Annotated in this window: 25 protein-coding genes and 1 pseudogene; 11 read left to right on the top strand and 15 right to left on the bottom strand. The window is 70.6% G+C overall.

Annotated features, from left to right (window positions below):
* Window positions 1-203: 203 nt before the first annotated feature.
* The 7 genes from ACMATS_RS19930 to ACMATS_RS19900 all read right to left on the bottom strand — a co-directional run bounded on the left by ACMATS_RS19930 (window position 204) and on the right by ACMATS_RS19900 (window position 6,373).
* Complete coding sequence (locus tag ACMATS_RS19930; RefSeq protein ID WP_336410198.1) at window positions 204-452, bottom strand: hypothetical protein; 249 nt, start codon at window positions 450-452, stop codon at window positions 204-206.
* A 22-nt stretch (window positions 453-474) separates the two neighbouring features.
* The gene (locus ACMATS_RS19925; RefSeq protein ID WP_390777371.1) at window positions 475-2,130 is read right to left on the bottom strand and encodes a cytochrome b; all 1,656 of its coding nucleotides are present in this window, start codon (window positions 2,128-2,130) and stop codon (window positions 475-477) included.
* 97 nt (window positions 2,131-2,227) lie between these two features.
* On the bottom strand, window positions 2,228-2,944 hold the full coding sequence (locus tag ACMATS_RS19920) for a nucleotidyl transferase AbiEii/AbiGii toxin family protein (RefSeq protein WP_414168623.1): 717 nt from the start codon (window positions 2,942-2,944) through the stop codon (window positions 2,228-2,230).
* Between the two features lie 44 nt (window positions 2,945-2,988).
* Window positions 2,989-3,621 carry a hypothetical protein gene (locus tag ACMATS_RS19915; protein WP_390777369.1) on the bottom strand — a complete coding sequence of 211 codons (633 nt, stop codon included), beginning with the start codon at window positions 3,619-3,621 and terminating at the stop codon, window positions 2,989-2,991.
* A gap of 63 nt (window positions 3,622-3,684) precedes the next feature.
* The gene (locus ACMATS_RS19910; RefSeq protein WP_414168622.1) at window positions 3,685-5,769 is read right to left on the bottom strand and encodes a hypothetical protein; all 2,085 of its coding nucleotides are present in this window, start codon (window positions 5,767-5,769) and stop codon (window positions 3,685-3,687) included.
* 91 nt (window positions 5,770-5,860) lie between these two features.
* Window positions 5,861-6,079 carry a hypothetical protein gene (locus tag ACMATS_RS19905; RefSeq protein ID WP_390777367.1) on the bottom strand — a complete coding sequence of 73 codons (219 nt, stop codon included), beginning with the start codon at window positions 6,077-6,079 and terminating at the stop codon, window positions 5,861-5,863.
* A gap of 78 nt (window positions 6,080-6,157) precedes the next feature.
* Window positions 6,158-6,373, bottom strand: a complete 216-nt coding sequence (locus ACMATS_RS19900) for a hypothetical protein (protein ID WP_171078659.1) — start codon at window positions 6,371-6,373, stop codon at window positions 6,158-6,160.
* Window positions 6,374-6,611: 238 nt separating this feature from the next.
* Here ACMATS_RS19900 and ACMATS_RS19895 point away from each other — a divergent pair, with 238 nt between their 5' ends.
* Both ACMATS_RS19895 and ACMATS_RS19890 read left to right on the top strand, forming a co-directional pair.
* Window positions 6,612-6,998 (top strand): helix-turn-helix domain-containing protein, encoded by a 387-nt coding sequence (locus ACMATS_RS19895; RefSeq protein ID WP_171078658.1) that lies wholly within the window; start codon window positions 6,612-6,614, stop codon window positions 6,996-6,998.
* Window positions 6,999-7,188: 190 nt separating this feature from the next.
* Entirely contained in the window at window positions 7,189-7,479 is a 291-nt protein-coding gene (locus ACMATS_RS19890; RefSeq protein ID WP_390777366.1) for a hypothetical protein, read from the top strand.
* 156 nt (window positions 7,480-7,635) lie between these two features.
* On the opposite strand, the pseudogene ACMATS_RS19885 reads toward ACMATS_RS19890, so the two are convergent.
* The 3 genes and pseudogenes from ACMATS_RS19885 to ACMATS_RS19875 all read right to left on the bottom strand — a co-directional run.
* Window positions 7,636-8,022, bottom strand: a pseudogene (locus ACMATS_RS19885) (rodlin); the annotation flags it as partial.
* 218 nt (window positions 8,023-8,240) lie between these two features.
* Complete coding sequence (locus tag ACMATS_RS19880) at window positions 8,241-8,636, bottom strand: rodlin (protein WP_414168621.1); 396 nt, start codon at window positions 8,634-8,636, stop codon at window positions 8,241-8,243.
* 145 nt (window positions 8,637-8,781) lie between these two features.
* Window positions 8,782-9,093, bottom strand: coding sequence for a hypothetical protein (locus tag ACMATS_RS19875; protein ID WP_390777364.1), 312 nt, complete (start codon window positions 9,091-9,093; stop codon window positions 8,782-8,784).
* 258 nt (window positions 9,094-9,351) lie between these two features.
* Between ACMATS_RS19875 and ACMATS_RS19870 the strand changes: the two genes are divergently transcribed.
* The 3 genes from ACMATS_RS19870 to ACMATS_RS19860 all read left to right on the top strand — a co-directional run bounded on the left by ACMATS_RS19870 (window position 9,352) and on the right by ACMATS_RS19860 (window position 12,040).
* On the top strand, window positions 9,352-9,972 hold the full coding sequence (locus ACMATS_RS19870; RefSeq protein ID WP_414168620.1) for a TetR/AcrR family transcriptional regulator: 621 nt from the start codon (window positions 9,352-9,354) through the stop codon (window positions 9,970-9,972).
* A 285-nt stretch (window positions 9,973-10,257) separates the two neighbouring features.
* On the top strand, window positions 10,258-10,851 hold the full coding sequence (locus ACMATS_RS19865; RefSeq protein ID WP_414168619.1) for a TetR/AcrR family transcriptional regulator: 594 nt from the start codon (window positions 10,258-10,260) through the stop codon (window positions 10,849-10,851).
* Between the two features lie 124 nt (window positions 10,852-10,975).
* Window positions 10,976-12,040: an alpha/beta hydrolase gene (locus ACMATS_RS19860; protein ID WP_414168618.1), complete on the top strand. Its 1,065-nt coding sequence runs from the start codon at window positions 10,976-10,978 to the stop codon at window positions 12,038-12,040.
* Here ACMATS_RS19860 and ACMATS_RS19855 read toward each other — a convergent pair whose 3' ends face one another.
* The gene (locus tag ACMATS_RS19855; RefSeq protein WP_336410212.1) at window positions 12,041-13,231 is read right to left on the bottom strand and encodes an alpha/beta hydrolase; all 1,191 of its coding nucleotides are present in this window, start codon (window positions 13,229-13,231) and stop codon (window positions 12,041-12,043) included.
* Between the two features lie 284 nt (window positions 13,232-13,515).
* Here ACMATS_RS19855 and ACMATS_RS19850 point away from each other — a divergent pair, with 284 nt between their 5' ends.
* Together ACMATS_RS19850 and ACMATS_RS19845 are read left to right on the top strand one after the other, a co-directional pair.
* Window positions 13,516-14,892, top strand: a complete 1,377-nt coding sequence (locus ACMATS_RS19850; RefSeq protein ID WP_414168617.1) for a carotenoid oxygenase family protein — start codon at window positions 13,516-13,518, stop codon at window positions 14,890-14,892.
* 148 nt (window positions 14,893-15,040) lie between these two features.
* Window positions 15,041-16,123 (top strand): VWA domain-containing protein, encoded by a 1,083-nt coding sequence (locus ACMATS_RS19845; protein ID WP_390777359.1) that lies wholly within the window; start codon window positions 15,041-15,043, stop codon window positions 16,121-16,123.
* A gap of 139 nt (window positions 16,124-16,262) precedes the next feature.
* Here the strand turns inward: ACMATS_RS19845 and ACMATS_RS19840 are convergent, their stop codons facing one another.
* Window positions 16,263-17,306: a sensor histidine kinase gene (locus ACMATS_RS19840; protein WP_391150435.1), complete on the bottom strand. Its 1,044-nt coding sequence runs from the start codon at window positions 17,304-17,306 to the stop codon at window positions 16,263-16,265.
* Window positions 17,303-17,956, bottom strand: a complete 654-nt coding sequence (locus tag ACMATS_RS19835) for a response regulator transcription factor (RefSeq protein WP_390777357.1) — start codon at window positions 17,954-17,956, stop codon at window positions 17,303-17,305. Before ACMATS_RS19835 ends, ACMATS_RS19840 begins: the two co-directional genes overlap by 4 nt.
* A gap of 114 nt (window positions 17,957-18,070) precedes the next feature.
* On the opposite strand from ACMATS_RS19835, the gene ACMATS_RS19830 reads away from it, so the two are divergent.
* The 3 genes from ACMATS_RS19830 to ACMATS_RS19820 all read left to right on the top strand — a co-directional run bounded on the left by ACMATS_RS19830 (window position 18,071) and on the right by ACMATS_RS19820 (window position 20,663).
* Complete coding sequence (locus ACMATS_RS19830) at window positions 18,071-18,331, top strand: hypothetical protein (protein ID WP_390777356.1); 261 nt, start codon at window positions 18,071-18,073, stop codon at window positions 18,329-18,331.
* A gap of 91 nt (window positions 18,332-18,422) precedes the next feature.
* Window positions 18,423-20,141, top strand: coding sequence for a methionine--tRNA ligase (metG, locus tag ACMATS_RS19825; RefSeq protein WP_390777355.1), 1,719 nt, complete (start codon window positions 18,423-18,425; stop codon window positions 20,139-20,141).
* A gap of 141 nt (window positions 20,142-20,282) precedes the next feature.
* Window positions 20,283-20,663: a DNA-binding response regulator gene (locus tag ACMATS_RS19820; RefSeq protein WP_391150431.1), complete on the top strand. Its 381-nt coding sequence runs from the start codon at window positions 20,283-20,285 to the stop codon at window positions 20,661-20,663.
* A gap of 72 nt (window positions 20,664-20,735) precedes the next feature.
* Here the strand turns inward: ACMATS_RS19820 and aspS are convergent, their stop codons facing one another.
* Window positions 20,736-22,532 carry an aspartate--tRNA ligase gene (gene aspS / locus ACMATS_RS19815; protein ID WP_390777400.1) on the bottom strand — a complete coding sequence of 599 codons (1,797 nt, stop codon included), beginning with the start codon at window positions 22,530-22,532 and terminating at the stop codon, window positions 20,736-20,738.
* Window positions 22,533-22,705: 173 nt separating this feature from the next.
* On the opposite strand from aspS, the gene ACMATS_RS19810 reads away from it, so the two are divergent.
* The gene (locus ACMATS_RS19810) at window positions 22,706-24,853 is read left to right on the top strand and encodes a SpoIIE family protein phosphatase (protein WP_414168616.1); all 2,148 of its coding nucleotides are present in this window, start codon (window positions 22,706-22,708) and stop codon (window positions 24,851-24,853) included.
* A gap of 81 nt (window positions 24,854-24,934) precedes the next feature.
* Here the strand turns inward: ACMATS_RS19810 and ACMATS_RS19805 are convergent, their stop codons facing one another.
* Window positions 24,935-25,882, bottom strand: a complete 948-nt coding sequence (locus ACMATS_RS19805; protein WP_414168615.1) for a pirin family protein — start codon at window positions 25,880-25,882, stop codon at window positions 24,935-24,937.
* Between the last annotated feature and the right edge of the window lie 117 nt (window positions 25,883-25,999).

Here is a 25,999-nt window from a genome sequence, read left to right as displayed (position 1 = left end):
ACGTCCGCGTCACAGGCTGCAGTGCGGTGACGGGCTGTATGTCGCTCACGATGTCGCTCACGAAGCGGTCCCTTCCCAACGGTACGACGTCCTGGCGTCCACCGTGCCGCCCCGCTCGGAGCATGTCGTCGCGCGTCCGCAGACACGTGGGCTACTGCGGCTGCGGTACGGGGGCGTTGACGACTACCGCGGATGCAGACGGCTCACCCCGGCCCGGCCGGCAGCGTCCACTCGTTGACCAACTGCCGGGCCCGGCCCGCGTCCTTCGCGAACACCAGCACCTGCAGCCGCCACGGCGAGCGCCGGCGGCGGGGGCAGGGGGCCGTGGTGGAACGGATCCCGCACAGGTCGAGGAAGGCGCGGACCTCCTCGGCCGCCGTCCCCGTGGCGACGCGCACCACGGGGACCAGCAGGCCGTACGGATAGGAGCCGCGGCGGACCGGGCGTCTCACGCGAGGGGAGCGTGCGGCCGGGTCAGTGGCTGCCCTCGCCGACCTTGGCGACGGCGTGGTGCTCGTGGGCCGCGGCGATCTCCCGGTACTCCTCCGCCGTCGGCTTGGGGATCTGGCCCATCTCGCCGAAGTACGCCTCGGACAGGCGGGCCCGCAGGCGCTGGGCCCAGGAGATCTTGCGCGGGTTGCCGTTCTCGTCGACGGCGGGCGGCAGTTGCCAGGGCGTGTACTGCCCGTGGGCGGTGAGCGTGTAGAGCCCCTCCTGCGACAACGGCTCGTGGATCTCGACGTATTCGCCGTGCGGATAACGCGTGATGACGCCCGACTCCCGGCCGTGCAGCACCTTTTCGCGGTCGCGGCGCTGCAGGCCGAGGCACCATCTCCGGGTGATCGCGAAGGTCAGGGCGGGGACCACGAAGAAGCCGACGCGGACGAACCAGGTGATCGCGTTGATCGACATGTGGAAGTGCACCGCGAAGACGTCGTTGCCGCCGCCCAGCAGCAGCACGACGTACAAAGAGATCCAGGCGGCACCGAATCCGGTGCGCACCGGGTTGTTGCGGGGGCGTTCGGCGATGTGGTGCTCGCGCTGGTCCCCGGTGACCCAGGCCTCGAAGAAGGGATAGCTCCAGATCGCCAGGAAGACCATGGGGAAGACGATCAGCGGGATGAGGACGCCGAGGACGAGCGTGTGGCCCAGGAAATTGATCTCCCAGCCGGGCATGACGCGGATCAGGCCCTCGGAGAATCCCATGTACCAGTCGGGCTGGGCGTCGGTGGTCACCATGTCCGGCCGGTACGGGCCGTACGCCCAGATCGGGTTGATCTGCGCGAAGCCCGCGAAGACCGCGATGATGCCGCTGACCAGGAAGAAGAAGCCGCCCGCCTTGGCCATGTAGACCGGCATCAGCGGCATGCCCACGACGTTGTCGTTCTTCCGTCCGGCGTGAATCCCCTGCGTGTGCTTGTGGTAGAAGACCAGGATCAGGTGGGCCGCCAGGGCGGCCGCCATGATGCCGGGGATCAGCAGCACGTGGACGGTGAACATCCGCGGGATCCAGATGTGGCCCGGGTATTCGCCGCCGAAGATGAAGAACACCAGATAGGTGCCGACGATCGGCAGGGACAGGATCGCGCCCTCCATGAACCGGACGCCCGTGCCGGAGAGCAGGTCGTCGGGCAGCGAATAGCCCATGAAGCCGTCGAACATGCCGAGGATCAACAGGCTTGCGCCGAACAGCCAGTTGAGTTCGCGGGGCTTGCGGAACGCGCCGGTGAAGAAGACGCGCATCATGTGGACGAGCATCGCCATGATGAACACCAGCGCGGCCCAGTGGTGGAGCTGACGGAGCAGCAGTCCGCCGCGGACGTCGAAGCTGATGTCGAGCGTCGACTCGTACGCGCTGGACATCCTGATGCCGTTCAGCGGGACGTACCGGCCGTGGTAGACGACCTCGTTCATGCTGGGCTTGAAGAACAGCGTCAGATAGACGCCGGTCACGATGATGACGATGAACGAGTAGAGCGCGACCTCGCCCAGCATGAAGGACCAGTGGTCGGGAAAGATCTTCCGCAGATTGGCCTTGGCGAGTGAATACAGCCCGACGCGACCGTCGAACCAGTCCGCGAGCCGCTCCCCCTTGGATGCCTGGGCAGGGGTCTGTTGCGTATTGGACATGCGCCGCGCTCCCGGAACCTGGTGGTGACCGTCCTTGCCACACCTGTGACCACAGTTCCGCCCATCTTCCACGCATTTGCCGAGGAAGACGGGATTGTCACCCTTCCGGGGCCTCCGCGGTGTCGTCGTCCTCGTAGGGCGCCTCCTCGACGAGGCGTTCGCCGATGTCGTCGGACCACTCCTGCGCCCAGCGCCGCAGTGCCGCGCTCTCCTCCGCGTCCAGTCCGTACCCGGCGAACTCGGCGTCGCCGTACCAGTCGGCCCGGTCGAGCCGGTCCCGCAGGTCGGCGAGGTCGAGGGCGTCCCGCGCGTGCCGCCGGCCGAACTCCTCCAGTTCGGGCCGGGACCAGCGGGCCGAGGCGGCGTGCACGTCGACGAGGTCCCGCGCGAAGCCCCGCTCGGCGAGGGCGCGGACCTTGGTGCCGATGACGTCCTCGACGGCGAGGGCCAGGCCCCAGGCGGTGGGGACCGGCGGGCGCCACATCGTCTCCTTGAGGACGTGCACCTGGCACTCCGCGTCCGTCACCGGGTCGCCCGCCGTGAACCGCGCCGACAGCGGTTCGGCCTCCAGGTCCCGCACCCGCCAGCCGCGTTCCAGCAGCCCGCCCCGCAGCACGGCGGCGATCTCCCGCATCGGCGCCGGGGACCCCGTGGCCAGAGCCGGGCCGCGGACCGGCCGCTCCACCAGGCCGTGCGCCCGCAGCGCGTAGCCGCCGGTGAGCACCAGCGGGAAGGACGCCCCCACGGCGACCGCATCGGCGAGCAACCGCCGGTGCAGCTCGGGAGGGAGCTGCACTCGGCGGTCCGCTTCCATGGCCGGGATTATGGCGCACGGTCCCCGGCCGGGCCCGCAACCGCTCAGTGGCCGGGCCAGCCCTCGAGGTGGCGGTGCACGGTGACGGCCCGCTCGGCCGGGTGGTTCGCCGCTGCGACGGCGTCCTTGAGGATCGAGGTGACCTCGGCGGCCAGAGCATCGGTCTGGTGCTTCAGGTCGGTGGCCGGCAGCTGCGAGCGGCCCAGGGCGTCGAGCCTGCGGTGGACGTCGGCCAGGCGGCCGCGGGTGGCGGCGCTCAGGTGGAGCGGCGAGGGGGTGGAGACGACGAACTGGTAGGCGCCCGCCAGGGTCTGGCAGCCGGTGCAGTGGTCGTTGACCGCCGTGCCGTCGTTGACGGCGTTGAGGTGGACGTGCTGTCCCGCGAGGGTGACGATCTGGAAGGACAGCGCCACCGAGCGGCAGGCGTCGTCGGCGGTGCAGCCGGCGCCGGTCGCGGTGGCCTGGTTGCGGACGGCCGCGGCGCCGACCCTGCCGAGCTGGTGGACCGCGAAGCTGTCGCGGAACTGCACGTGGTGATGGTGGTTCGCCGTGGTGCGGACGTTGTCCATGGTGATCTCGGCCGCCTGGGCGGGCACGGCGGTGGCGGCGGCCGCGACGCCTGCCGCCAGCAGGCCGAGGCGGAGGACGGAACGGGACAGCGGTGTGGAATGGGACATGGGCGTGTTCCTTTTCGATGACCTGTTGCGGTGACCTGTTGCGGTGAGCTGGGTGACGGGTGCTCAGTGAGCGGGCCGGGGCGACGCGGGCGGCGACACCGCCGGCGGGCTCGCCGGGGGCTTCGGGCCCCCGGGCGACGGAGCCGCGCCGGCCGGGGCGGAGGCGGGAGTGCTGGGGTGCGGCGGCACGGCCGACGGGGCCACGCTCGGTCCGACCGCGGGCGCCGGCTTCGACGGGGCGGCGGGCGAGGGGGCGGGCGGCCGCGGCGCCACGCCGGTCGGGGCCGGCTTCGGACCGGGCGGCGCGGGCGGCGCGGGCGTCGTCCCCGGGCTCGGGGGCGGCAGTACGACGGCCGGGTTACTCGGCTGCGGCGTGCGCCACGGCAGCGGCACGACCACCGGTCCCGTACCGCCCTGGCCGCCGGACGCGCCGGGGCCGGTGTGCCCCTCGGCGGGGGTGCGGCCGGGCAGGGTGGGCCGGTCCGCCGCCGGCGGGGCGGTGGGCACGTGGGGCTGGAGGACCGGTGCGATGGGCGGCGCGGGCGGCAGCGGCTTGGGCGTGACGCCGCTGAACCACGCGAAGCCCAGCGTCGTGGCCACCCCGGCGACGGCCGCCGCGAGGACGAACCGCAGCCACAGCCGGTCGGCGGTGGCGCGCAGGGCGTTGCGCGCCAGCCGTCCGGTGAGCCGGACGGACAGGTACGTCATCCCGGCGAGCGGGCAGATCAGCATGAGGCTGCCGAGCACGCCGGCCAGTCCGCTGGCCACCTGCCCGTCGGCGAACGCCTCGAAGGTTCCGGTGAGTTGCTGGGTGAGCGAGCGGATACCGGTGTCGATGAGGCGGGGCAGGTTCCACAGCGCGTAGCAGAGGTCGCCGAGCAGCAGCGGCACCATCGTGACGACCCAGGCGGTCACGATCACGCGGGTGCTGCGCTTGAGGTCGGCCACGGCGGGCTCGACCGGGCGGCCCGGCACCATGCTCAGCAGGATCGGTTTGATCTTGCCGTAGAGGTCGGGCACTCCGGCGAGGTCGCCGAGGATGAAGTAGCCGTCCAGCCGGACGGCGGGCATCAGTTGTTCCAGCACCTCGAAGTGGCCGAGGTAGACGGCGCTCAGCAGGAAGGGCTGTCCGGTGAGGAAGTACAGGCCGGTCAGGCCCAGCATGAAGACGACGTTGAAGTAGACACCACCCAGGTCGGTGCGGATCCGCCCGCCGCGGCCGATCCGGTAGACGTCGGTGACGTCGGTGTACATCGACGGCCAGATCAGGAAGAGCCCGCAGCCGATGCAGCCGGGGTCCGCGCCTCCGTATCTGCACGCCGACGCGTGGCCGAACTCGTGGAACACGAGCGACGCCACGATCAGCCCGAACACCGCGAGCAGCAGCAGCGGTTGGTCCAGGACGTGCAGCACGGGCGTCATGGCGCCGTAGAAGCCGAACAGCCAGGTGTCCATGGCGACGGCGGCGAGCAGCACCAGCACCACCACGGGCGGCCGGTGCAGCCAGGCCAGTGCGCGGGAGATCCCGGCGACCCGGCGTTCGGTGAAGAGGACCGTGTGGCCCTTGAGACTGAGCAGCAGGTCCGAGCGCGGGCCGCCGGCCCGGTCGTCCTCCTGCCCCTCGGGCACGGTGATGCCCATCGGGTCGAGCTTGTTCTCCACCAGGTAGGCGATGTTCTCGGCGCTGACCTCCCGCCCGAACTCCGCGCTGACCAGGCGGGCGATGGCGTGGGTGTCCCGCTCGCCGTCGACGGCGGACGCGGTCAGGTGCAGCAGCCTGGTCAGCTGCACGACCTGGCCGTCGCCGCGGCGGGCGATGTACTTGGGCTCGGTGAAACCCGACCCCTGGTACTCGCCGTGCAGACGCAGCCCCGCGCTGAGCCGCGGGACGACGGCCCGTGTTCCGGGCAGCGGGCCGGCCGGCTGCGTCTGCGGCGGCCGCTGCGGTACGGGCAGCGGCGCGGTGGCGGTCTCCCCCGCCCCGTCCTCCCACAACCGGGAGTACGGAAAGCCGCCGGGCCCCGGCACCGGGGCCCCGGATTCGTCCCCTGTCAGGACGTCCGGCCATCTGGTGCCGAACCCCAAGGTCGCGGTGTCGCCCGTGCGATGGCGGCTGCGGCCGGCGTCGTGGTCTCCGACCACCGTCATCTGTGTTCTCCCCCTCGGCGAAACCGCTGTCCCCCTCGCGGACCACGCCCTCCCCCGGACGCGGTCCGCCTGCGTGGGTCGTGCGGTGGAACTACTGGTGGATGGAGATCGACTGCGCCGCCTCGGACTGGGCCGTGGCGAACGGGGAGTCGTTGTTGAGCGCGAGCGACTCGTTGTGCGCGTGGACGTTCGCGATGTGCTTGGTGACGTGCGTGGTGCGGTGGAAGCTGAACTTCAGCTTGCCCAGGGCCTCGCGGCCGGGAAGCAGTTCGGCGGACTCGGCCTCGAGCTCCTGCGGGTTCATGCTCATGGTCTTGCCTCTCTCTGTCGGTGCGAAGTGCTACAACTGGTGTGGCGGAACGAACTGCCGGTACGGCTGGGGGTGTTGCTACTGCGAGATGGAGATGCCCTGCATCGCCTCGGACTGGGCGATCGCGTCCGGCGAGCAGATGTTGACCGCGTCCGACTGGTTGTGCGCGTCGACGTTGGCCATGTGGGTGGTGAAGTTGTCCTGGCGGAAGAAGTCGAACTTCAGCTTGCCCAGGGCCTCGCGGCCGGGAAGCAGTTCGGCGGACTCGGCCTCGAGCTCGTTGACATCCAGCATGGTTGTCCCCCTCCGGGATGGTGGTGCACGGCGTTGCGACTGCGGACGCAGGCAGGACCCCCCAGCCTGCGTCCGATGTGATCGGACGAGCTGTCCAACGAGATTGGACACTAGTGGCGCGGCACGGCTCCGCGCAAGCGGTTCGGCAGACCTCCCCCATGGCGCGGCCGGCCCCCGCCCGTAGAATCGGTTCCACCCGAGCGGGCCAGAGCCAGCCGAGAGCAGGAAGCGACCGTCAGTGGCCAACGCACTGCAGCAGATGATCCGACAGCGACTCGACCGGCAGAGCTGGTCCTACGGGGAGGTCGCACGGCGGGGCGGGATCCCCCGCTCGACGGTGCACCATCTGGCCACGGCCGAGCGCCTGGCGCGCATGCCGCAGCCGGCCACCCTCGAAGGCCTCGCCCGCGGACTCGAACTCCCCCTGGAGACCCTGCGCCGTGCGGCCGCCGAGGCCTGCGGCATCCACCTGTACACCTCCGAGGAGGAACAGGCCCCCGCGTCCCGGCCCGACCCCGAGGTGGACCTGCTGATCGCCAGTGTCCAGCGGCTCTCCGCCGACGACCGCCGGCACGTGACCGCGCTCGTCGAATCCCTCCTCGAACGCGAGCCCAAGGACGAATAGCCGTACGAGCGAATTCGGGCAACGAGGCATATCTGCGCGGCACTTGGCGTTCTGGACGCCTGGGGTGTCCGTTCCGGTTCCCGGTACGACTGAATCCGGTGAATATTCCGGAGCGCCCGAGGATCATGCGACCGCACGGATATCGTCTCCACCTGCCCGAGGCGAGTGAGTGGCACGAACCCTCTGGTGGATGGGGGAACGTGTGCTCGTTGTCAGTGGTGGTTCGACATCCAATGCCGTCGTCCGGGGCCGCTCCGGGGAATCCGTGGTGCTGCTCTCCGGCGAACTGCCCGATGTGCTCACCGATCGCAGCGTCGCCGAACTGCTCGACCTGGCGGCCGCGGTGCTGACCGGTGAGGAGATGGGGATGTTCCGCAAGTGCCTCGACGCCCTGCGCAAGGGCGAGGTCCGCGACCACAGACGCATCGAGGTGGGCGGCGCGGTGCTCACCGTCTACCACGAGAGCCCGCACGAGGCCTGACCCCCGCGCGGACCGCACAAAGCCGCCCCCGGGATCCCCGGGGGCGGCTTCCGCGCTGCACTGCGGCAGCGTGCCGGCCGGCTAGTGGCCGTGCCGTCCTTCGTGGTGGTGGTGTCGGCCGCCTCCGAAGTCGTGCCCGAACTCGTGGTCCTCCTCGTTGGCGGAACCATTGCCGGACAGGATCGGGATGTCGTCCAGAATGTGCGACAGCGCGTCGTCCCCGTCGTTGATCGTGGAGTTCTCGGTGCACATCTGCTGCTGCTGCGAGGACAGGATCGGAATGTCCTGGAGGCCGATGCCGACCAGGCCGACGAGCGACTGCGCGCCCAGCTTGCCGATGGCGATACAGGGCTTGTTGAACGAGCCGTTGATCAGACCCATCTGCGGGCTCATATAGCCGCCCGTGTAGGTGTTCCCGTAGGACTGGTACGCACCGTTGGCGTTGGCGACATCGCTGTCGTTGCCGATCGCCAGTGCGGGAGCCGCTCCTCCACCGACCGCGGAGGCCGCCAGAGCGGCCGTGGCCACAACCTTCTTGATCACGATATTTCCTTCGCTCCGGTCGACGAATTCCAGTGGCTCTCTGCCTAACTCACGGCATCGGCGGAGGTTCTCCGGCATCAGTCGTTCGGCCCACGCACCGACCCGATGAGCATCAATTCGGCGGAATTCCCCGGCCCGGCCGGACCCGGGCGCACGGAAATCCCCCTGTGGCAGGTCCCGCACACCCGCCACAGGGGGACTGTTCCGTGACCGGAAGGTCAGTGCCCGTTCGCCGAGCCGTTGCCCGAGAGAATCGGGATCTCGTCGACCAGGTGCGACAGCGCGTCGTCCCCGTCGTTGATCGTGGAGTTGTCGGTGCACTGCTGCTGCTGCTGCGACGTGAGGATCGGAACGTCCTGGACACCGACGTTGATAAGTCCGATGAGGGACTGGAGCTCCGCCTTGCCGAGGCCGATGCACAGCTTGTTCAGCGTGCCCTGGATCAGGCTCATCTGCGGGCTTTCCTTGCCGCCCGTCGAGGTGTTGCCGTAACCGGTCTTGGCGCCGTTCGCGTTGGCGACGTCGGTGTCGTTGCCGACGGCCATGGCGGGGCCGGCCATGGTACCGACCGCGGTCGCCGTCAGAGCGGCCGTCGCGAGAACCTTCTTGAGCACGTCTATGCCTTTCGATCGAGTAGCGCCCCCACTGAGAATGCGCTCTGACTAACTCCGGCTCTTTTGGGAAGTTCCGGGCTTTCACTCATTCGAGCCAGCGGGCCCAGGAAATAAGGGAGTTGTCGACCGAAGCGTTCGACGGCTTTTATCGGGTGCGTCGTCGATAAGAAAAAATGCTGGTCAGGGTGACATAGCGGTACTGGCCGCCGCGCTCGCTGACGAGTTCGCCGCGCTCTATCAGGTGGGCCACCGTCCAGGGGGAGAGGCCCAGCAGCGAGGCGGCCGTGCGGATGGGGACGCTCAGCCCCTCGAAGACGGCGGGGAGGGCGCCCTCCTGGAAGGACTCCCCTGCAAGGGAGTCCTCCGGTACCTGCCGGGCCACCACGCCGGGGTCCATCGCGTAGTGGCCCATCACGTACATGTCGTGTGCGGCTGCGGCAGCAAGGTGTCGTGCCATGTGACGCGCACCGTCCCCTCGGTCCGGAGTGTTGTTCTCAGATGTTGTGCGGTGCTGTGTCCAGCAAAACGGAACCAGGCATTCCGGTCAGTTCACCGGCCCCTTCTGACGGCAGTTCAACTTCCTTACCTGCCGCCGGGCTAGCGTCCCCCGAAAGACTAGAAACCGACTTGCCGGGCGTCAAGTAGGCTAGGCTGCCTGCCTGCTGAGCGGCAAGAGCGGCCGGTCCCCGGCCCTCCCGAGCGAAGGGAACAGCCGATGGGGAGCACAACGACACCCCGCCGTAGCAACACCCGGCAGCGCATCCAGGACGTCGCACTGAAGTTATTCCTCGAACAGGGATACGAGAAGACCGCGCTCCGGGAGATCTCGGACGAGCTCGGTGTCACCAAGGCAGCCCTCTACTACCACTTCAAGACCAAGGAGGACATCCTCGTCAGCCTCTTCCTGGATCTCGGGAGGAAGATGGACGAACTCATCGCCTGGGGAAAACGGCAACCGCGCGAACTGACCGTCAAACAGGAGCTGCTGGCGCGGTGCAGCGTCATCTTCCACGATGCGGCACCGCTGTTCGACATCCTCATAGCGAACCAGGCGACGCTCGACGCACTCAGCGTCGGCCAGGACTTCAAGGACCGGGTCGCCGCCCTGTCGGACCTGCTCCAGGAGGAGAACTCCTCGCTGAACGCCCGGGTCCGCTGCGCGACGTCCCTGCTCACGCTGCACTTCGGCACCTTCGCCATCAGACAGCTGGACGGCGATCCGGAGGAGAAGCGGCTGGCCCTGCTGGCCGGCGCGACCGAACTGCTCACCTCGGCCCACGAGGGCGTCCTGTCCGGCGTGGCCGGACCGTCGGCGGGGGTACCTCCGGAAGGGTGACGGCGGGTATTCCGGCGGCGTCGCGCGTCCGGATGACGCGGACCGCCCTCTCCGCAGCGATATCGCGCCAGAGCCCGCCCCGCAGTGGCCGCTTCCTGCGCCATCATCGTCCTCCGCACCCGCGTGGGTGCGGGGCTCCTCGCACGGACCGCTGAACCTCCTTGCCGACCGGCCAGTTTTGTTCATAACGTAACCGGTCCCGGTGCTAACCGGTCGTCAAGTAGGCTCACCGGCCGGGGGGAGCGGACGGCGGGACGAACGCGACGGAGAGCAGGAGAGAAGGCCATGGGCACAACCCCCCGGGCGCGCAGGAGCGACACCCGCGAGCGCATTCAGCAGACCGCCCTCGGCCTCTTTGTGACGCGCGGCTACGAGAAGACCTCGCTCCGGGAGATCGCCGAGGAGCTCGGGGTCACCAAGGCCGCGCTCTACTACCACTTCAAGACCAAGGAGGACATCCTCACCGCACTCTCCGACCGGCTGGGCGAGCCCGTCGACGAACTCATCGCCTGGGGCCGGGAGCAGCCGCCCACGCTGGAGAACAAGCGCGAGCTGCTGAGCCGTTACAGCGTCGCGGTGCGCGACGCCGCACCGCTGTACCGGATCCTGCAGGAGAACCAGGCGACGCTGCGCGACCTCGACATCGGCACGCGGCTGCGGGAGCGGGTCGGCGCCGTCTCCCAGCTGGTGCACGCCGCGGAGGACGGCGAGGACGCGCCCCTGGAGACCCTGGTGCGGTTCTCCAGCGCCCTGCTGACCGTGCACTTCGGCACCTTCACGCTGGACGAGATGCCGGGCGACCCGGAGGCGAGGCGGGCCGCGCTGCTCCAGGTCGCCATGGAGATCCTGGACTCCACGGACGGCGGCTCCGCGGGCTGACGGGGGCCGTCGGCCCCATCCGGGTACGGCTGGCCGATACCCCGGGCGACCGGACAGTCCCTCGATTATGGTCGGGCGCAGTCACCGCAACCGACCGCCGCCGAGCCGAGGGAGCGTCTGCGGGATGAGTCTGACCGGAACCGCGTTCCTCGCGCTGCTCCTCGCGGTGACCGTGCTGACGGTGCTGGCCACGCTGCTGCTCTGGGCGAGGATCCCCGGCCCCGGGCCGGTGCGCTGGCTGGGGCGGGTGGTGCTGATCGGGCTGTGCCAGGCGACCGCGATCTGTGTGGTCGCCGTGTGGATCAACACCAGTTACGGCCTCTACGCCTCCTGGGACGACCTGCTGGGCCGCTCCGGGGACAAGGGCCCGGTCTCCATGCCGGGCCCGCCCGCGCAGCGGGCCCGGTTCATCCGCGGGGACAACGGGATGCGGGAGGCCTACTTCCACGGCTCCCGGTCCGGGCTCTCCGGCCAGGTCATGGTGTGGACCCCGCCGCAGTACGACGACCCGCGGTACCGCCGCACGGCGTTCCCGGTCGTCGTGCTGCTGCACGGGGTGCCGGGTTCGCCGCAGTCGTGGATGGAGCAGGGCAGGATGCCGGGCGCCTACGAGCGGCTGCTGCAGAACGGGGAGACGCGGCCGTTCATCCTGGCCGCGCCGATCATCAACCCCGGGGGCGTGGACACCGACTGCTCCGACGTGGACGGGCGCAAGGTGGCCACGTGGCTCGCCGCCGACGTGCCCGAGCTGCTGCGCAGCCACTTCCGGACGGCACCCGAGCCGAAGTCGTGGGGCCTGCTGGGGATTTCGACGGGGGGCCTGTGCGCGGCGAAGCTGCCGCTGCAGTACCCGAAGGTCTTCGGGGCCGGCGCCGGGCTGGATCCGGATCCGCTCAACGGGGACCGGGGGGCGGTGACCGACCCGGCGCTGCGGGAGCGCAACAGCCCCACCTGGCTGGTGGCGCACACCAGGGCCGACGTGGGGCTGTTCCTCGCCACGTCGCGGCAGGACCGGGAGAGCCCGCCGAGCTACATCGAGGACTTCCAGCGGGCGGCGGCCGGGTCGCCGGTGCGGCTGAGGACGATGCTGCTGCCGGCCGGCGGCCACAACTACGGGACGTGGATCACGCTGTACCCGGCGGCCTTCGGGTGGCTGGGCGAGCAGCTGACGGGCGGGCCGCCGCGGTGATCACTGCTTGGGCTTGTCGGCGGTGTCCTGGGGGAAGGTGAGCTGCTGGCTCATCCACTCCAGGGCCGGGCCGATCTCCCGGCGCCAGGTCTGGAAGTTGTGACTGCCCTCGGGAAGGATGATCGACGAGGCCGTCATCGGCTGCTTGACCGCCTTCAGGAACTTCTCGGTCTCCCCGAAGTTCTTCTCGCCCTTCCTGCTGCTGGTGACGAGCACCGACACCCGCGGCACCGGCATGTTCTCCAGGCGCCAGATCAGGTCGTGTTCGCGCTGGCGCTGCTTGGCGTCGGGGCCGCTGCCGAAGAGCTTGCCGGTCGTGGGGTCGCTGCCGACCTTGTAGTCGCCGGAGAGCGCGGCGGCCGCGGGGTAGACGTCCGGCTGGCGCATCGCGAGCTCCAGGGCGCAGGTGCCGCCCGAGGAGTAGCCGAGGACGCCCCAGGCGCTGGGGTCGTTGCCCACGCGGTAGGTGCTCTTCAGCGCGTCGGGCAGGTCCTTGGTGAAGAAGGTCTCCGCCTGCGGGCCGTCCGGCACGTCGACGCACTCGGTGTCGCGCGGCGGGGCGATGGTCGGGCGGACCATGACGATGATCGTCGGCTGCATCTTGTTCTGCGCGAGCAGCGTGCCGGCGGTCTGCGGCACCTGGAGGTGCTGGGCGAGATTCATGATCCCGCCGGGATATCCGCTGATGACCACCATGACGGGGAAGCGGTGGCGCTCGTACTGCTTCTGGAAGTACTGCGGCGGCAGATAGACGAAAGCGGGATTGATCGCGCGCGACTTCTGTCCGATGATCCGGACCGACTGGACCTTTCCCTCCTTCTCGGCCGGGCCGCGCGGAATTCCGCCCACCTTGTCGATGCCCTGCGGGCCGGCCGGCTGTACGAGCCCGTCCTTCGAGGCGCCGACCGTCGCGTACGGGGCGCCCTGGGTCATCTCGTTGACGTTCACCGGCGCCTTGTCGACGCGGCCGAGGAGCTGGCCCCAGGTGCCGTAGAACTGGCCCCAGGAGTTCACCGCGAGCAGCAGGGCCGCCATGATCGCCAACTGGGTGGTCAGGATGGAGCCCAGCCGTCCCAGGACGGGCAGCACTCCGCGCCCGGCCAGCCTCGGCCACACCCACACCATGAGGGCTACGCACAACACGGCGCCGAACGTCACCGTGTAGAAGAGCGACCTGCTGGTCAGGCCCATGTGCGACTCAACTCCCTGCCCCCGATGTGGGTACTCGTGTTCGTCCGGCCATAGTCACCGATAAAGAGTCGGGAACGGGACGGGAGGGTTGCCCGGCCCGCATTTATTGCCCTGCTCTTGTCCTGCCCGTGTCCTGGGCTTCCCCGGGTGTTCCCCGCCCCGAAAGACCGCGGGACGCTGCCGGAAAAGCCCAGAGAGCGCAACCGCCGCTGGCAGAACGTCCCCTTCCGCTGGATGGTGGTCGGGAGGGCACCGCGGGGGCGGGCCGGGGGAGGCGGTGGGTCATGACCGGTGCGGACCGAGCGGCCAATCCCTGCCCCGGCGGCCTCTTCGCCCCCGTGCACGACGAGGTCACCGCCTTCGACCTGCCGGTCACCGGCCGCCTCCCCGAGTCGCTGCGCGGGCGCTACCTGCGCAACGGGCCCAATGCGCTGCACGTCGACGAGCCCGCCGCGCACCACTGGTTCGGCGGCGAGGGCATGATCCACGGAGTGCGGCTGCGCAACGGCCGGGCCGAGTGGTACCGCAACCGCTGGATCCGCTCCGACGCGGTCGCCGGGCGGCTCGGCGAGAAGCTGCTGCACGGGCCGCGCCACCTGGGGACGGACTTCGCGCCCAACAGCCACGTACAGTTCTTCGCGGGCCACTGCCTGGCGCTCGTCGAGGGCGGTGCGCTGCCCTACGAGATCGACTCCGAGCTCTTCACGGTCGGCCCGTTCGACTTCCACGGCACCCTGCCCGGCGGGTTCGCGGCGCACGCGGTCGTCGACCCGCGGACCGGGGAACTGCACGCGGTCGCGTACTGCTGGGCCTGGCCGTACGTGCAGTACCTGGTCGTGGGGACGGACGGCTGTGTGCGGCGCCGCGTCGACGTTCCCGTCGCGGGGCGGCCGATGATGCACGACTTCTCGCTCACCGAGCACCACGTGCTGCTCTACGACCTCCCCGTGGTCCTCGCCCCGGAGCGCAGCCGCAGCGGCTTCCCGTACGCCTGGGAGCCGGGACGTCCGGCGCGGCTCGGGGTGCTGCCGCGGGAGGGCCGGGCAGTGGACGTCCGCTGGCTGGAGATCGAGCCGTGCTTCGTGCTGCACCCGGTGAACGCCTACGAGCACGACGGCGGGCAGTGCGTGACCGTCCATCTCGTGCGCTACGAGCGGCTCTTCGACGGCGGCCGGCGCGCTCCGGACAAGCACCACGGGCAGTTGGAGAGCTGGACGGCCGACCTGGCGGCCGGGACCGTGCGACGGCGGCAGCTGGACGACCGGGCGGTGGAGTTCCCGCGGGCCGACCCGCGGCGGCTGACCGGTCCGTACCGCTACGCCTACGCGGTGCACGAGCGGGAGGACTGCCGGGGAACGGACGGCTACCGGGGCGGCTTTGGCGCAGGACTCGTCAAATATGACTTCCTGCGCGGAACGAGCGAGGAGTTCCGGATGCCGCCGGGCGGCGACATCGGCGAGGGCGTGTTCGTCCCCGCCGCCGCGGACGCGGCCGAGGACGACGGCTGGGTGCTGTCCTTCGCCTACGACCCGGCCCGCGCGGCCACGGATCTGGTGGTGCTGGCGGCCCAGGACGTCGCGGCGGGTCCGGTGGCCCGGGTGCACCTTCCGGTGCGAGTGCCGCTGGGTTTCCACGGCAATTGGATTCCTGATGACACGTGAGGTGCTTGTTGCCGTCTGTGTGACAGCGACGCGCGCGGGGCAGGTGTGGCCCTACGGGACGGGTGTTGACAGCTAGCCTTACTGCGTCGCACCACCGGGGAACTTTTCCCATCACACCAGACACTTCACACCAAGAGGACATCTCCCCATGGGCATTCGGAGTCTGCTGCGGAACGCATTCGGCCTGGGCAAACCGGCGAACCGTGACGAACCGGGTGTGCCCCAGCAGAGCGCGGGGCCCGACGGCGCGGCGGCCGGTTCCGTGACCGTCCCGGCACAGACCACCGCCGACCGCGCCGCCGAGCCGCGGATCCCCGACCCCGGACCGCTCGGCCCCATCCCCACCCCCGGCCCGCCGCGCCCCGAGCCGGTCCCCGAGCCCGAGCCCGCGCCGACCCCGATGCCGGAGCCCCAGCCCGTACCGGAGCCGGAGCCCGTCCCCACGCCCCCGCCGAACCCGGTCCCCGAGCCGGCCCCCGGCCCGGACCCGGAGCCCGCACCGGCCATGGGCGGGGCGGCCGTCAGCCTGGAGAAGGTGCAGCAGCAGGCCCCCGCGCTGGTCAGCCTCTACAAGTCGGCCGGGGTCTCGCTGCGCAAGCAGGGCCTCGCGGGACAGCGGGCGGCCGTCTACCTCGTCCTCGACCGCTCCGGTTCGATGCGCCCGTACTACAAGGACGGCAGCGTCCAGCACCTCGCCGAGCAGGCGCTCGCACTCGCGGCCAACCTCGACGACGACGGCGTCGTGCCCGTCGTCTTCTTCTCCACCGACGTCGACGGCACGGCCGAGATCGACCTCGGGAACCACGAGGGCCGGATCAACGAACTCCACGCGTCCTACGGCCACATGGGCCGCACCAACTACCACTGGGCCATGAAGGCCGTGATCGACCACTACCAGGCGTCCGGCGCCACCGATCCCGCCTTCGTCATCTTCCAGACCGACGGCGCCCCGTACAGCAAGCCGGCCGCCGAGAAGGCGCTGTGCGAGGCCGCGCACCTGCCGATCTTCTGGCAGTTCGTCGGCTTCGGCGACCCGGAGGGCAAGGGCTTCGACTTCCTGCGGCGGCTGGACGACCTGCCGGTTCCGGAGCGACGTGTCGTCGACAACGCGGGGTTCTTCCACGCGGGGCGTGAGCCGATGGTGCTGACGCACGACGAGCTGTACGAGGAGCTCATGGTCGAGTTTCCCGACTGGCTCGTCGAGGCGCGGGCTGCGGGCATCGTGCGCTGAGCCCCGTAGGGGCGCGGGGAACCGCGCGAGCGGCCACGACGCGCCTGCAGCCGAAGTCCCCGGAGCTTCGCCCCGGACCCCTGGGGTGGTGCTTCGGCTGCGGGCCGGTGGGGGCTGGTCGCGCAGTTCCCCGCGCCCCTTACGGGGCGCTGTCGCTACGGGCGCGCCGGCCCCCCGGGGCGCGGTCGCGGACCGGAAAATCCACCGTCACCCTGAGGCCGCCCTGCGGCCGAGGGGCGGCCTTCGCCGTGCCGCCGTGGGCCCGGGCGATGGACCGCACGATCGACAGGCCGAGCCCCACGCCCCCGCCGAGCCGTTCCCGGCCGGCGCCCCGGCGGAACGGTTCGAAGAGCCCGTCGACCTCCGGACCCGGCACCGGCGGGCCGGTGTTGACGACGGTCAGCCGCCCCGGCCGGACGTCCACCTCGACGCTGCCGCCGGGGTGGTTGTAACCGACCGCGTTGCGCAGCAGGTTGCCGGAGAGCTGGGCGAGGAGGACGCGGTTGCCCTGCATGGGGGCGGTCGCGGCGGTCAGCCGGAGCCGTACGCCGTTCTGCGTCGCCTGTCCGGACACCGCGGCGACCTCGTCGGCCACCACGGCGGCCAGGTCGAGGCGTTCGCAGCTGTCCAGGCCGCGCTCGCTGCGGGCGAGCACGAGCAACCCGTCGATCAGCCGCTCGGAGTGCCGGTTGGTCTCCAGCAACGTGGCCTTGGTGCGGGCCAGTTCCTCCGGGGAGGGGTCGCCGTCGAGTCCGACCTGGATCGCGGTGCGCTGCACGGCGAGCGGGGTGCGCAGTTCGTGCGAGGCGTTGGAGATGAAGCGCCGCTGGCTCTCGAACGCCCCCTGCACGGGCCGCAGTACGCGCCCCGCCGTCCACCAGCCCACGCCGACGGCCAGCAGCGCGGTGATCAGCAGGGCCGCCGCCGACCAGGCGACCATCTCCTGCGAGGCGGCGGCGCTGACGTCCCCGGAAACCCGGTAGACCGTCGACATGGTGACGGTCTCCCCCGGCTGCAGGACCTCCAGCGGCACGGCCGTGCGCGCGATCGTCGTGGCCCGCTGCCGGGTGCTCTCGCGCGAGAGCACGTTGACGGTCGTCAGCAGCGCCGTCCCCAGGACGAGGAAGATCGCCCCGAAGGCGAAGGCGATCCGGGCCCGGGCGGTGAGGACGGGCCGCCTCACAGGGCGTACCCGACGCCCTGCACGGTGCGGATCAGCGGGGGTTCGCCGAGCTTGCCGCGCAGTTTGCTCATCGCGACGCGGACCGCGCCGGTGAAGGGGTCGGCGTGCGCGTCCCAGGCGCGCTCCAGCAGCTCCTCGGCGCTGACCACCGCGCCGTCGGCCTCCAGCAGGATCTGCAGCAGCGCGAACTCCTTGGGCGAGAGGTCGAGCTCCCGCCCCTCGCGGTCCGCCGTGCGCCGCACGGTGTCCAGCCGCAGGCCGTGCCGCTCCAGCAGCGGCGGCGCGGGACGGGCGCTGCGGCGGCGCAGCGCCCGGACGCGGGAGATCAGTTCGGGGAACTCGAAGGGCTTGGGGAGGTAGTCGTCCGCGCCGAGGTCCAGGCCCGCGACCCGGTCCTCCATGGAGCCGGACGCGGTGAGCATCAGGATGCGGGTGCGGGAGCCGGAGGCGACCAGGCGGCGGGTGACGTCGTCGCCGTGCACCCGGGGCAGGTCGCGGTCGAGCACGACGACGTCGTAGTCGTGCAGCCCGAGGTAGGCGAGCGCGGCGTCCCCGCTGTAGACGGTGTCCACGGCGAAGCCCGCCCGGCGCAGCCCGGTGGCCACGAGCTCGGCCAGCACCTCTTCGTCCTCGGCGACCAGCACCCGCATGACCTTCGTTCCTCTCGTCCGCTATGCCCCCTTCTCTCCAGGATGCGGGTGTACCAGAGGGGATGTTTCGCAAATGTCTCTGTGGGACGGAGCCCGAGTGGGCATGGTTACGACGTGACCGAAGAACAGCGCACGAGGCCGAAAACGGTCTACCGGTTCGCCCGGTGGACGCTGCAGCCCGACCGGGAGCCCGACGCCGAGCCGATCACCTACGCCATGCAGTGCGCCGTGTGCGGAGAGGGCTCGCAGCCGGAGGAGGACCTCGCCGAGGCCCAGACCTGGACGTTCCGGCACGCGGGACGCCATCCCTCGCACCACACCTACCGGGAGACGATCACCCGGCCCTGGCGGGCCTGGATGGAGCGGCCGGGGTGAGGGGCCGGGCGGTAAATGCGGCGCGGCCGCCTCCTGGTGCTCGGATACGCTAAAGGTCTCACATCAACACCGCGACCAGGGAGCAGCCGCAATGGCTCGACACCTCATCACCAGCGCCCTTCCGTACATCAACGGGATCAAGCACCTGGGCAACATGGTGGGGTCCATGCTCCCTGCGGACGTCTACGCCCGCTTCCTGCGCCAGACCGGCCGCGAGACGCTCTACATCTGCGCCACGGACGAGCACGGCACCCCGGCCGAGCTGGCGGCGAAGGAGGCCGGTCTGCCGGTCGACGTGTTCTGCGCGCAGCAGCACGAGGCCCAGAAGGCGATCTACGACGGCTTCGCGCTGTCCTTCGACTACTTCGGCCGCAGCTCCTCCCCGGAGAACCGGGAGATCACGCAGCACTTCGCGCGGCAGCTGCAGAAGAACGGGTTCATCGAGGAGCGGGCGATCCGCCAGGTGTACTCGCTCGCCGACGGCCGCTTCCTGCCCGACCGCTACATCGTCGGCACCTGCCCGCACTGCGGCTACGACAAGGCCCGCGGCGACCAGTGCGAGAACTGCACCCGCGTGCTCGACCCGACGGACCTGATCGACGCCCGCTCCGCCATCAGCGGCAGCAGCGACCTGGAGGTCCGCGAGACCAAGCACCTCTTCCTGCTGCAGTCGAAGCTGCAGGGCGAGGTCGAGGCGTGGATCGACGAGCACGGCAAGGACTGGCCGGTGCTCGCCTCCTCCATCGCCCGCAAGTGGCTGACCGAGGGCCTGAACGACCGCGCGATCACCCGTGACCTGGACTGGGGCGTGCCCGTCCCGGAGGACACCTGGCCCGAGCTGGCGGCCGAGGGCAAGGTCTTCTACGTGTGGTTCGACGCGCCGGTGGAGTACCTGGGCGCGACGAAGGAGTGGGCGGACCAGGCTCCGGAGAGCCGCGACTGGAAGTCGTGGTGGTACCAGGCCGAGGACGTCCGCTACACGCAGTTCATGGCCAAGGACAACGTCCCGTTCCACACGGTGATGTTCCCGGCGACCGAGATCGGCACCCGTGAGCCCTGGAAGAAGGTCGACTACGTCAAGGCCTTCAACTGGCTGACGTACTACGGCGGCAAGTTCTCCACCTCGCAGAAGCGCGGCATCTTCACCGACGCCGCCCTGGAGATCCTGCCCGCCGACTACTGGCGCTACTTCCTCATCGCCAACGCCCCGGAGTCGGACGACACGTCCTTCACCTGGGAGCACTTCACGACCTCGGTCAACAAGGACCTCGCCGACACCCTGGGCAACTTCGTCAACCGCGTCCTGTCCTTCTCCCGCAAGCGCTTCGGCGACGAGGTCCCCGCGGGCAGCGAGGCCGGCGAGGCGGAGGCCGCCCTCGGCCGCGAGATCGCGCAGCTGCTCGGTGAGTACGAGGAGCACATGGAGGCCCTGCAGTTCCGCAAGGCCGCCCAGGCGCTGCGCGCCCTGTGGAGCGCGGGCAACGCCTACCTGGAGACCAAGGCCCCCTGGCTGGAGATCAAGACCGACCCCGACGGGGCCGCGCTGACGCTGCGCACGGCGATGAACCTGATCCACCTCTACTCGGTGGTCTCCGAGCCGTTCATCCCGGCCTCGGCGGCCGCGATGCGCTCGGCGTTCGCGCTGGAGAACGACACCCGCACCTGGGTGACGGCGGACGAGGCCATGTCCCTGTCCTTCGTCCCGGCGGGCACGGCGTTCACGGTGCCGCCGGTGCTCTTCGCGAAGATCACCGAGGACGACCTGGCGGCGTACCGCGAGCGCTTCGGCGGCGGCGAGGAAGCCGCGTAACAAGCCTTCGGCAGCTGCATCACGGGCCCGGAAACCGCACGGTTTCCGGGCCCGTTGATCGTTCGACAATCGTTCGTTCAGCGCGCTCCGGAACTCTGGTTCCCGTCGATACACGGGGGCAGACGAGGAAGTGCAGCAGCAGTGTTCGAGAAGCGCATGACCGACCGCATCACCGTAAGCGTCCACACCGCCGACGAGGTCGCCCGGGCGCGCGTCGCCAGACAGCTGCGCGCGCTGCCGGGGGTGAGCGTGGTCCGCGAGGGGGCGGCCGTCGACGTGCTGCTCCTGGGCCGGCACGACGACGGCGCGCTGCGGCGGCTCGCTCGGGCCCGCCGGGCACCGCTGGTGGTCATCGCCGACGAGCTCGGGGAGACCGAGCTGATGGCGGTGCAGGAGTACGGGGTCCAGTCCGTGCTGTGGGGGCAGCGGCTGACCCCGGGGCGGCTGCAGCGCGCGGTGCACCAGGCCGCGGGGTGCTGTCCGCGACTGCCGATGGTGACCGCTCTGAGCGCACTGACATGAGAACGAGGGCATGAGAACGAGGGCGGGCCGGTGAGAAGCTCACCGGCCCGCCCTCGCGCTGTACTGCCGCCCTTACTTGGTCGGCTTGTACGGGGTCGGCTTGGCCGCGCCCTTGTAGATGCTCAGGTGGAGCTCCTTCAGGCGGGCGTCCTCGACCTCGCTCGGGGCGCCCATCAGCAGGTCCTGCGCGTTGCCGTTGAGCGGGAAGGCGATCGTCTCGCGGATGTTGGGCTCGTCCGCCAGCAGCATCACGATGCGGTCGACGCCCGGGGCGATGCCGCCGTGCGGCGGGGCGCCGAACTTGAACGCGCGGAGCATGCCGCCGAACTCGCGCTCGACGTCGTCCTTCGAGTAACCGGCGATCTCGAACGCCTTGTACATGACGTCGGGCTCGTGGTTCCGGATGGCGCCGGAGGACAGCTCGGTGCCGTTGCAGACGATGTCGTACTGCCAGGCCAGGATGTCCAGCGGGTCCATGGTCTCCAGGGCCTCAAGGCCGCCCTGGGGCATGGAGAACGGGTTGTGGGAGAACTCGATCTGCCCGGTGTCCTCGTTCTTCTCGAACATCGGGAAGTCGACGATCCAGCAGAACCGGAAGACGTTCTCCTCGAAGTGGCCGGCGCGCTTGGCGGCCTCGACGCGGACCGCGCCCATGATCTTGGAGACCTCGTCGAACTCGCCCGCGCCGAAGAAGACCGCGTGGCCGGGGGCCAGGCCGAGCGCCTCGGTGAGGGCCTTGACGTCCTCCTCGGTGAGGAACTTGGCGATCGGGCCGGAGAGCTCTGTGTTCTCGGCGGTCCCGCCGACCCGGACCCAGGCCAGGCCCTGCGCGCCCTGCTGGACCGCGTACTCGCCCAGGCCGTCGAAGAACTTGCGGGACTGGCCGGCGGTGTCCGGCACGGCCAGCGCACGCACGTGCTTGCCGGCGAAGGCCTTGAAGCCGCTGTCGGCGAAGACCGCGGAGACGTCGACGAGCTCCAGCTTGGCGCGCAGGTCCGGCTTGTCCGAGCCGTACTTGAGCATCGCCTCGCGGAACGGGATGCGCGGGAAGGGGGAGGTGACGTGACGGCCGTTGCCGAACTCCTCGAAGAGGTCGGTCATGACCTTCTCGATCACCTGGAAGACGTCCTCCTGCTCGACGAAGGACATCTCCACGTCGAGCTGGTAGAACTCGCCCGGCGAGCGGTCGGCACGGGCGTCCTCGTCGCGGAAGCACGGCGCGATCTGGAAGTAGCGGTCGAAGCCCGCGATCATCAGCAGCTGCTTGAACTGCTGCGGCGCCTGCGGCAGCGCGTAGAACTTGCCGGCGTGCAGGCGGGAGGGCACCAGGAAGTCGCGCGCGCCCTCGGGAGAGGTGGCGGACAGGATCGGGGTGGCCAGCTCGTTGAAGCCGAGCGCGGTCATCTTCTGGCGCATCGCGGAGATGACGGCCGAGCGCAGCATGATGTTGCGGTGCATGCGCTCGCGGCGCAGGTCGAGGAAGCGGTACTCCAGGCGGCGCTCCTCGTTCACACCGTCGTCGGCGTTGATGGTGAACGGGATCTGCTCGGCGGCGCCGAGGACCTCGACGTCGGTGACCTCGATCTCGACCTCGCCGGTGGGCAGGTCGGGGTTGACGTTCTCCGTGCCGCGGCTCATGACCTTGCCGTCCACGCGGACGACGGTCTCCTTGGTGAGGTGGCTCAGCGCCTCGTTGGCCGGGGTGCCGGGACGGGCCACCAGCTGGGTGATGCCGTGGTGGTCGCGGAGATCGATGAAGAGGATGCCGCCCAGGTCGCGACGATTGTGCAGCCAGCCGCTCAGTCGCACGTCGGTGTCGACGTCAGCCGCACGGAGCTCGCCGCAGGTGTGGGACCGGTACCGATGCATCATTCATCCAAGTCGTGGTCGGAGTCGTTGATCGAGCGGAATGCCACGCGCCCGGTGGTGCGCCGCCGGTGCGGATGCGGCACCTGACTGGTGTGCATACAGCACCTGTGCAAGGGTACTGCCCCACCTGTCATCGGTGGTCCCCACTGCCCACACCTGCATAAAGTAGGGCAATGCGCACCGAGGACGTACTGGCCGCCGTCTCCACCGGACTGTGGTCCTGGGACAACGCCTCGGGCATCGTCACCTTCGACGCCGAGGCCGCACGGCTCCTGGGCCTGCCCGCGGAGCGGGTGGAGCTGCCCGAGCGGGCCGCCCGGGCCCGCTTCCACGCCGTCGACTGGGTGGAGATCCAGAGCATCACCGCCCTGGCCGCCGCCGAGGGCACCCTCGCCGAGGCCCGGATGCGGGTGGTCGACGAGGAGGGCCGGGTGCTGCGCACCGTCCGCACCCGCACCAAGCCCGTCGTCACCGGCCCCGGCACCGTCCTCGTCGGCACCCTGGAAGAGGTCCCCGCGCCGCAGCCGGGCACCACCGCGGCCCGCACCCCCGTCACGGGCGACTGGAGACGCAACCGCGAGGCCTTCCTGCTGGACGCGGGCCGGGCGCTCTCCGAGGCACGCTCGACCTCCGAGGTGCTGCGGGTGGCGGCCGGCCTCTCCATGCCGGGCTTCGAGCCCTCCGCCCTGGCGGTCTTCGCCGGCGAGGCCAACCGGGTCCGGCTCATCGGCCAGCACGGCTACGCCCCCGGCGACATGGACGCCTTCCTGGACCTGCCGGTGAACTCGCAGTACCCGGCCGCCGAGGTCATCCGCACCGGGCGCGCGGTCTACATCCCCACCCCCGGCGAGTACGGGCGCCGCTTCCCGCTCATCTACCCGATGGTCGAGCACTTCGGCCGCAGCTCCTGGGCCTTCCTCCCGCTCATCAACGCGGGACGCGTGATCGGCGCCTGGATGGCCGGCTTCAGCATGCCGGTGGCCTTCACCCCCGACGAGCGGTCCGTGCTGACCACCGTGGCCCGGATGCTCGCCCAGGCGCTGAGCCGGGCCAGCGTCCACGAGTCCGAGCGCGAGCTGAGCGACGGCCTGCAGCGCACGATGATGCCGACCGTCCAGCCGGACATCCCCAACATGACGGTGGCCGCCCGCTACGTGCCCACCGGCGGCGGCCTGCAGATCGGCGGCGACTGGTACGACATGATCCCGCTGCCCTCGGGAAAGATCGCCCTGGTCATCGGCGACGTCCAGGGCCACGACGTGCGGGCCGCCGGGCTCATGGGACAGCTGCGCATCGCCCTGCGCGCCTACGCCTCCGAGGGCCACCACCCCGACGCGGTCCTCTCCCGCGCCTCGCGCTTCCTCGCCGGCGTCAATGGCGCCGGCGGCGAGGAGACCGACCCGCGCTTCGCCACCTGCCTCTACATCGAGGTCGACCCGCTCACCGGGCTGCTCGTCATCGCCCGCGCCGGCCACCCCGACCCGGCCGTCCGGCTCAACGACGGCACCATGCTCGTCCGTTCCACCGCGGGCGGGCTGCCGCTCGGCATCGACCCCGACACCGACTACCCCACCACCCGGCTCGTCCTGGAACCCGGCGAGACCATGCTGGTCTGCACCGACGGGCTGATCGAGACCGGCGGCCACGACCTGGAGAGCGGCTGGAACCGGCTGCGCGAGGTCGTCGAGGGCCACGACCTGGGCCAGGACGGCGAGGGCGGCCTGGGCGACAGCCTGGAGCGGCTCGCGGACTCCCTCGTGCAGGCCGTGCACGGCCCGTCCTCCCACCACACCACCGGGCCGCTGGTCGACCGGCGCGAGGACGACATCGCCCTGCTGCTCCTGTGCCGCGAGCCGGGCGTCCCGGCCGGCCCAGGCGTCGCCGCCCTGCCGCGGCCCACCCGGCGCACGGTCCTGAGCATCGCCCAGGCCGAGCCGGAGCGCATCGCCGAGGCCCGCCAGCAGGTGCGGGACCTGATGTACGACTGGCCGGACGAGGACCAGACCGACTCGGCGGTGCTGATGGTCTCCGAGATGGTCACCAACGTGCTCGTCCACACGGACGGGGACGCGCTGATGGTCGCCGAGATATCGGGCGAGCTCGGCTCGCGCTGCGTCCGCGTCGACGTGGCCGACAGCAGCGACGAACTGCCGCACCGCCGGCACCCGGGGGAGATGGCCTCCTCCGGGCGCGGCCTGGTGCTGATGGAACTCCTCGCCGGGGCGTGGGGGGTGGACCCGCGGGGCGAGGGCAAGAACATCTGGTTCGAGTTGCACGAGTCATCGGCCGGGGAGGCCGAGGACTACGAGGGCATCACCTGAGCCGGCCCGTCGGCTGCGGGCCGGCTGTGGTTGCTCGCGCCCACGCGGCGGAGCCGCATATCGGACACAGCCCCGCGCCCCCTACGGGGCCGGGATCGTCCCCAACCGTCCCGCTTGGAAGTCCTCGAACGCCTGGGCCAGTTCGGCGTGGGTGTTCATCACGAACGGGCCGTAGTGCATCATCGGCTCCCGGATCGGCAGGCCGCCGAGCAGGACGACCTCGAAGTTCTCGCTGCGGGACTCCTGGGCCTCGTCCGCGCGGATCGTGAGCGAGTCGCCGTCGCCGAAGACGACCGCCTGGCCCATCCGGAAGGGGCGCCGCTCCGCGCCCGCCGAGCCGAGGCCCGCGAGACCGTACGCCAGGGCGTTGAAGTCATTCCGCCACGGCAGGGTGACCGAGGCGCCGGGGCTCACCGACATGTGGATCATCGTGATCGGGGTGTGCGTCGAGCCCGGGCCCTCATGGCCCGCGATGTCACCGGCGATCAGACGGACGAGCGCGCCACCGTCCTCGGAGGCCAGCAGCTTGACGCTGCCGCTCCGGATGTCCTGGTACTTCGGCGCGATCATCTTGTCGCTGCTGGGCAGGTTCACCCACAGCTGGAGGCCGTGGAAGAGGCCGCCCGACATGACGAGCGACTCCGGCGGGGCCTCGATGTGCAGCAGCCCGGAGCCCGCCGTCATCCACTGGGTGTCGCCGTCGGTGATGACGCCACCGCCGCCGTGGGAGTCCTGGTGCACGAACGTGCCGTCGATCAGATAGGTGACGGTCTCGAAGCCGCGGTGCGGGTGCCAAGGGGTGCCCTTGGGCTCGCCCGGGGCGTACTCCACCTCACCCATCTGGTCCATCATGATGAACGGGTCGAGGTACCGGTAGTCGATCCCCGCGAAGGCCCTGCGGACGGGGAAGCCCTCGCCCTCGAAGCCGCTGGGAGCGGTGGCGACGTGCAGTACCGGTCGCTGCTGCGCCGCCGCGGGAGCGGACACGCGGGGCAGGGTCAGCGGGTTCTCGACGGTCACTGCAGGCATGACGTCCTCCTCGGGGTCTCTACACCTACAATTTAGTTGAATAGTGAACGACCCGCAAGGCCCGGCTATTCCCGGGTCCGCCACAGCCTGCTCACAGCGCGAGGGTGGACACTTGAT

It is taken from the genome of Streptoverticillium reticulum (assembly GCF_047456005.1).
Lineage (GTDB): Bacteria > Actinomycetota > Actinomycetes > Streptomycetales > Streptomycetaceae > Streptomyces > Streptomyces reticulum.
This window is presented reverse-complemented; position numbering and strand designations above follow the sequence as displayed.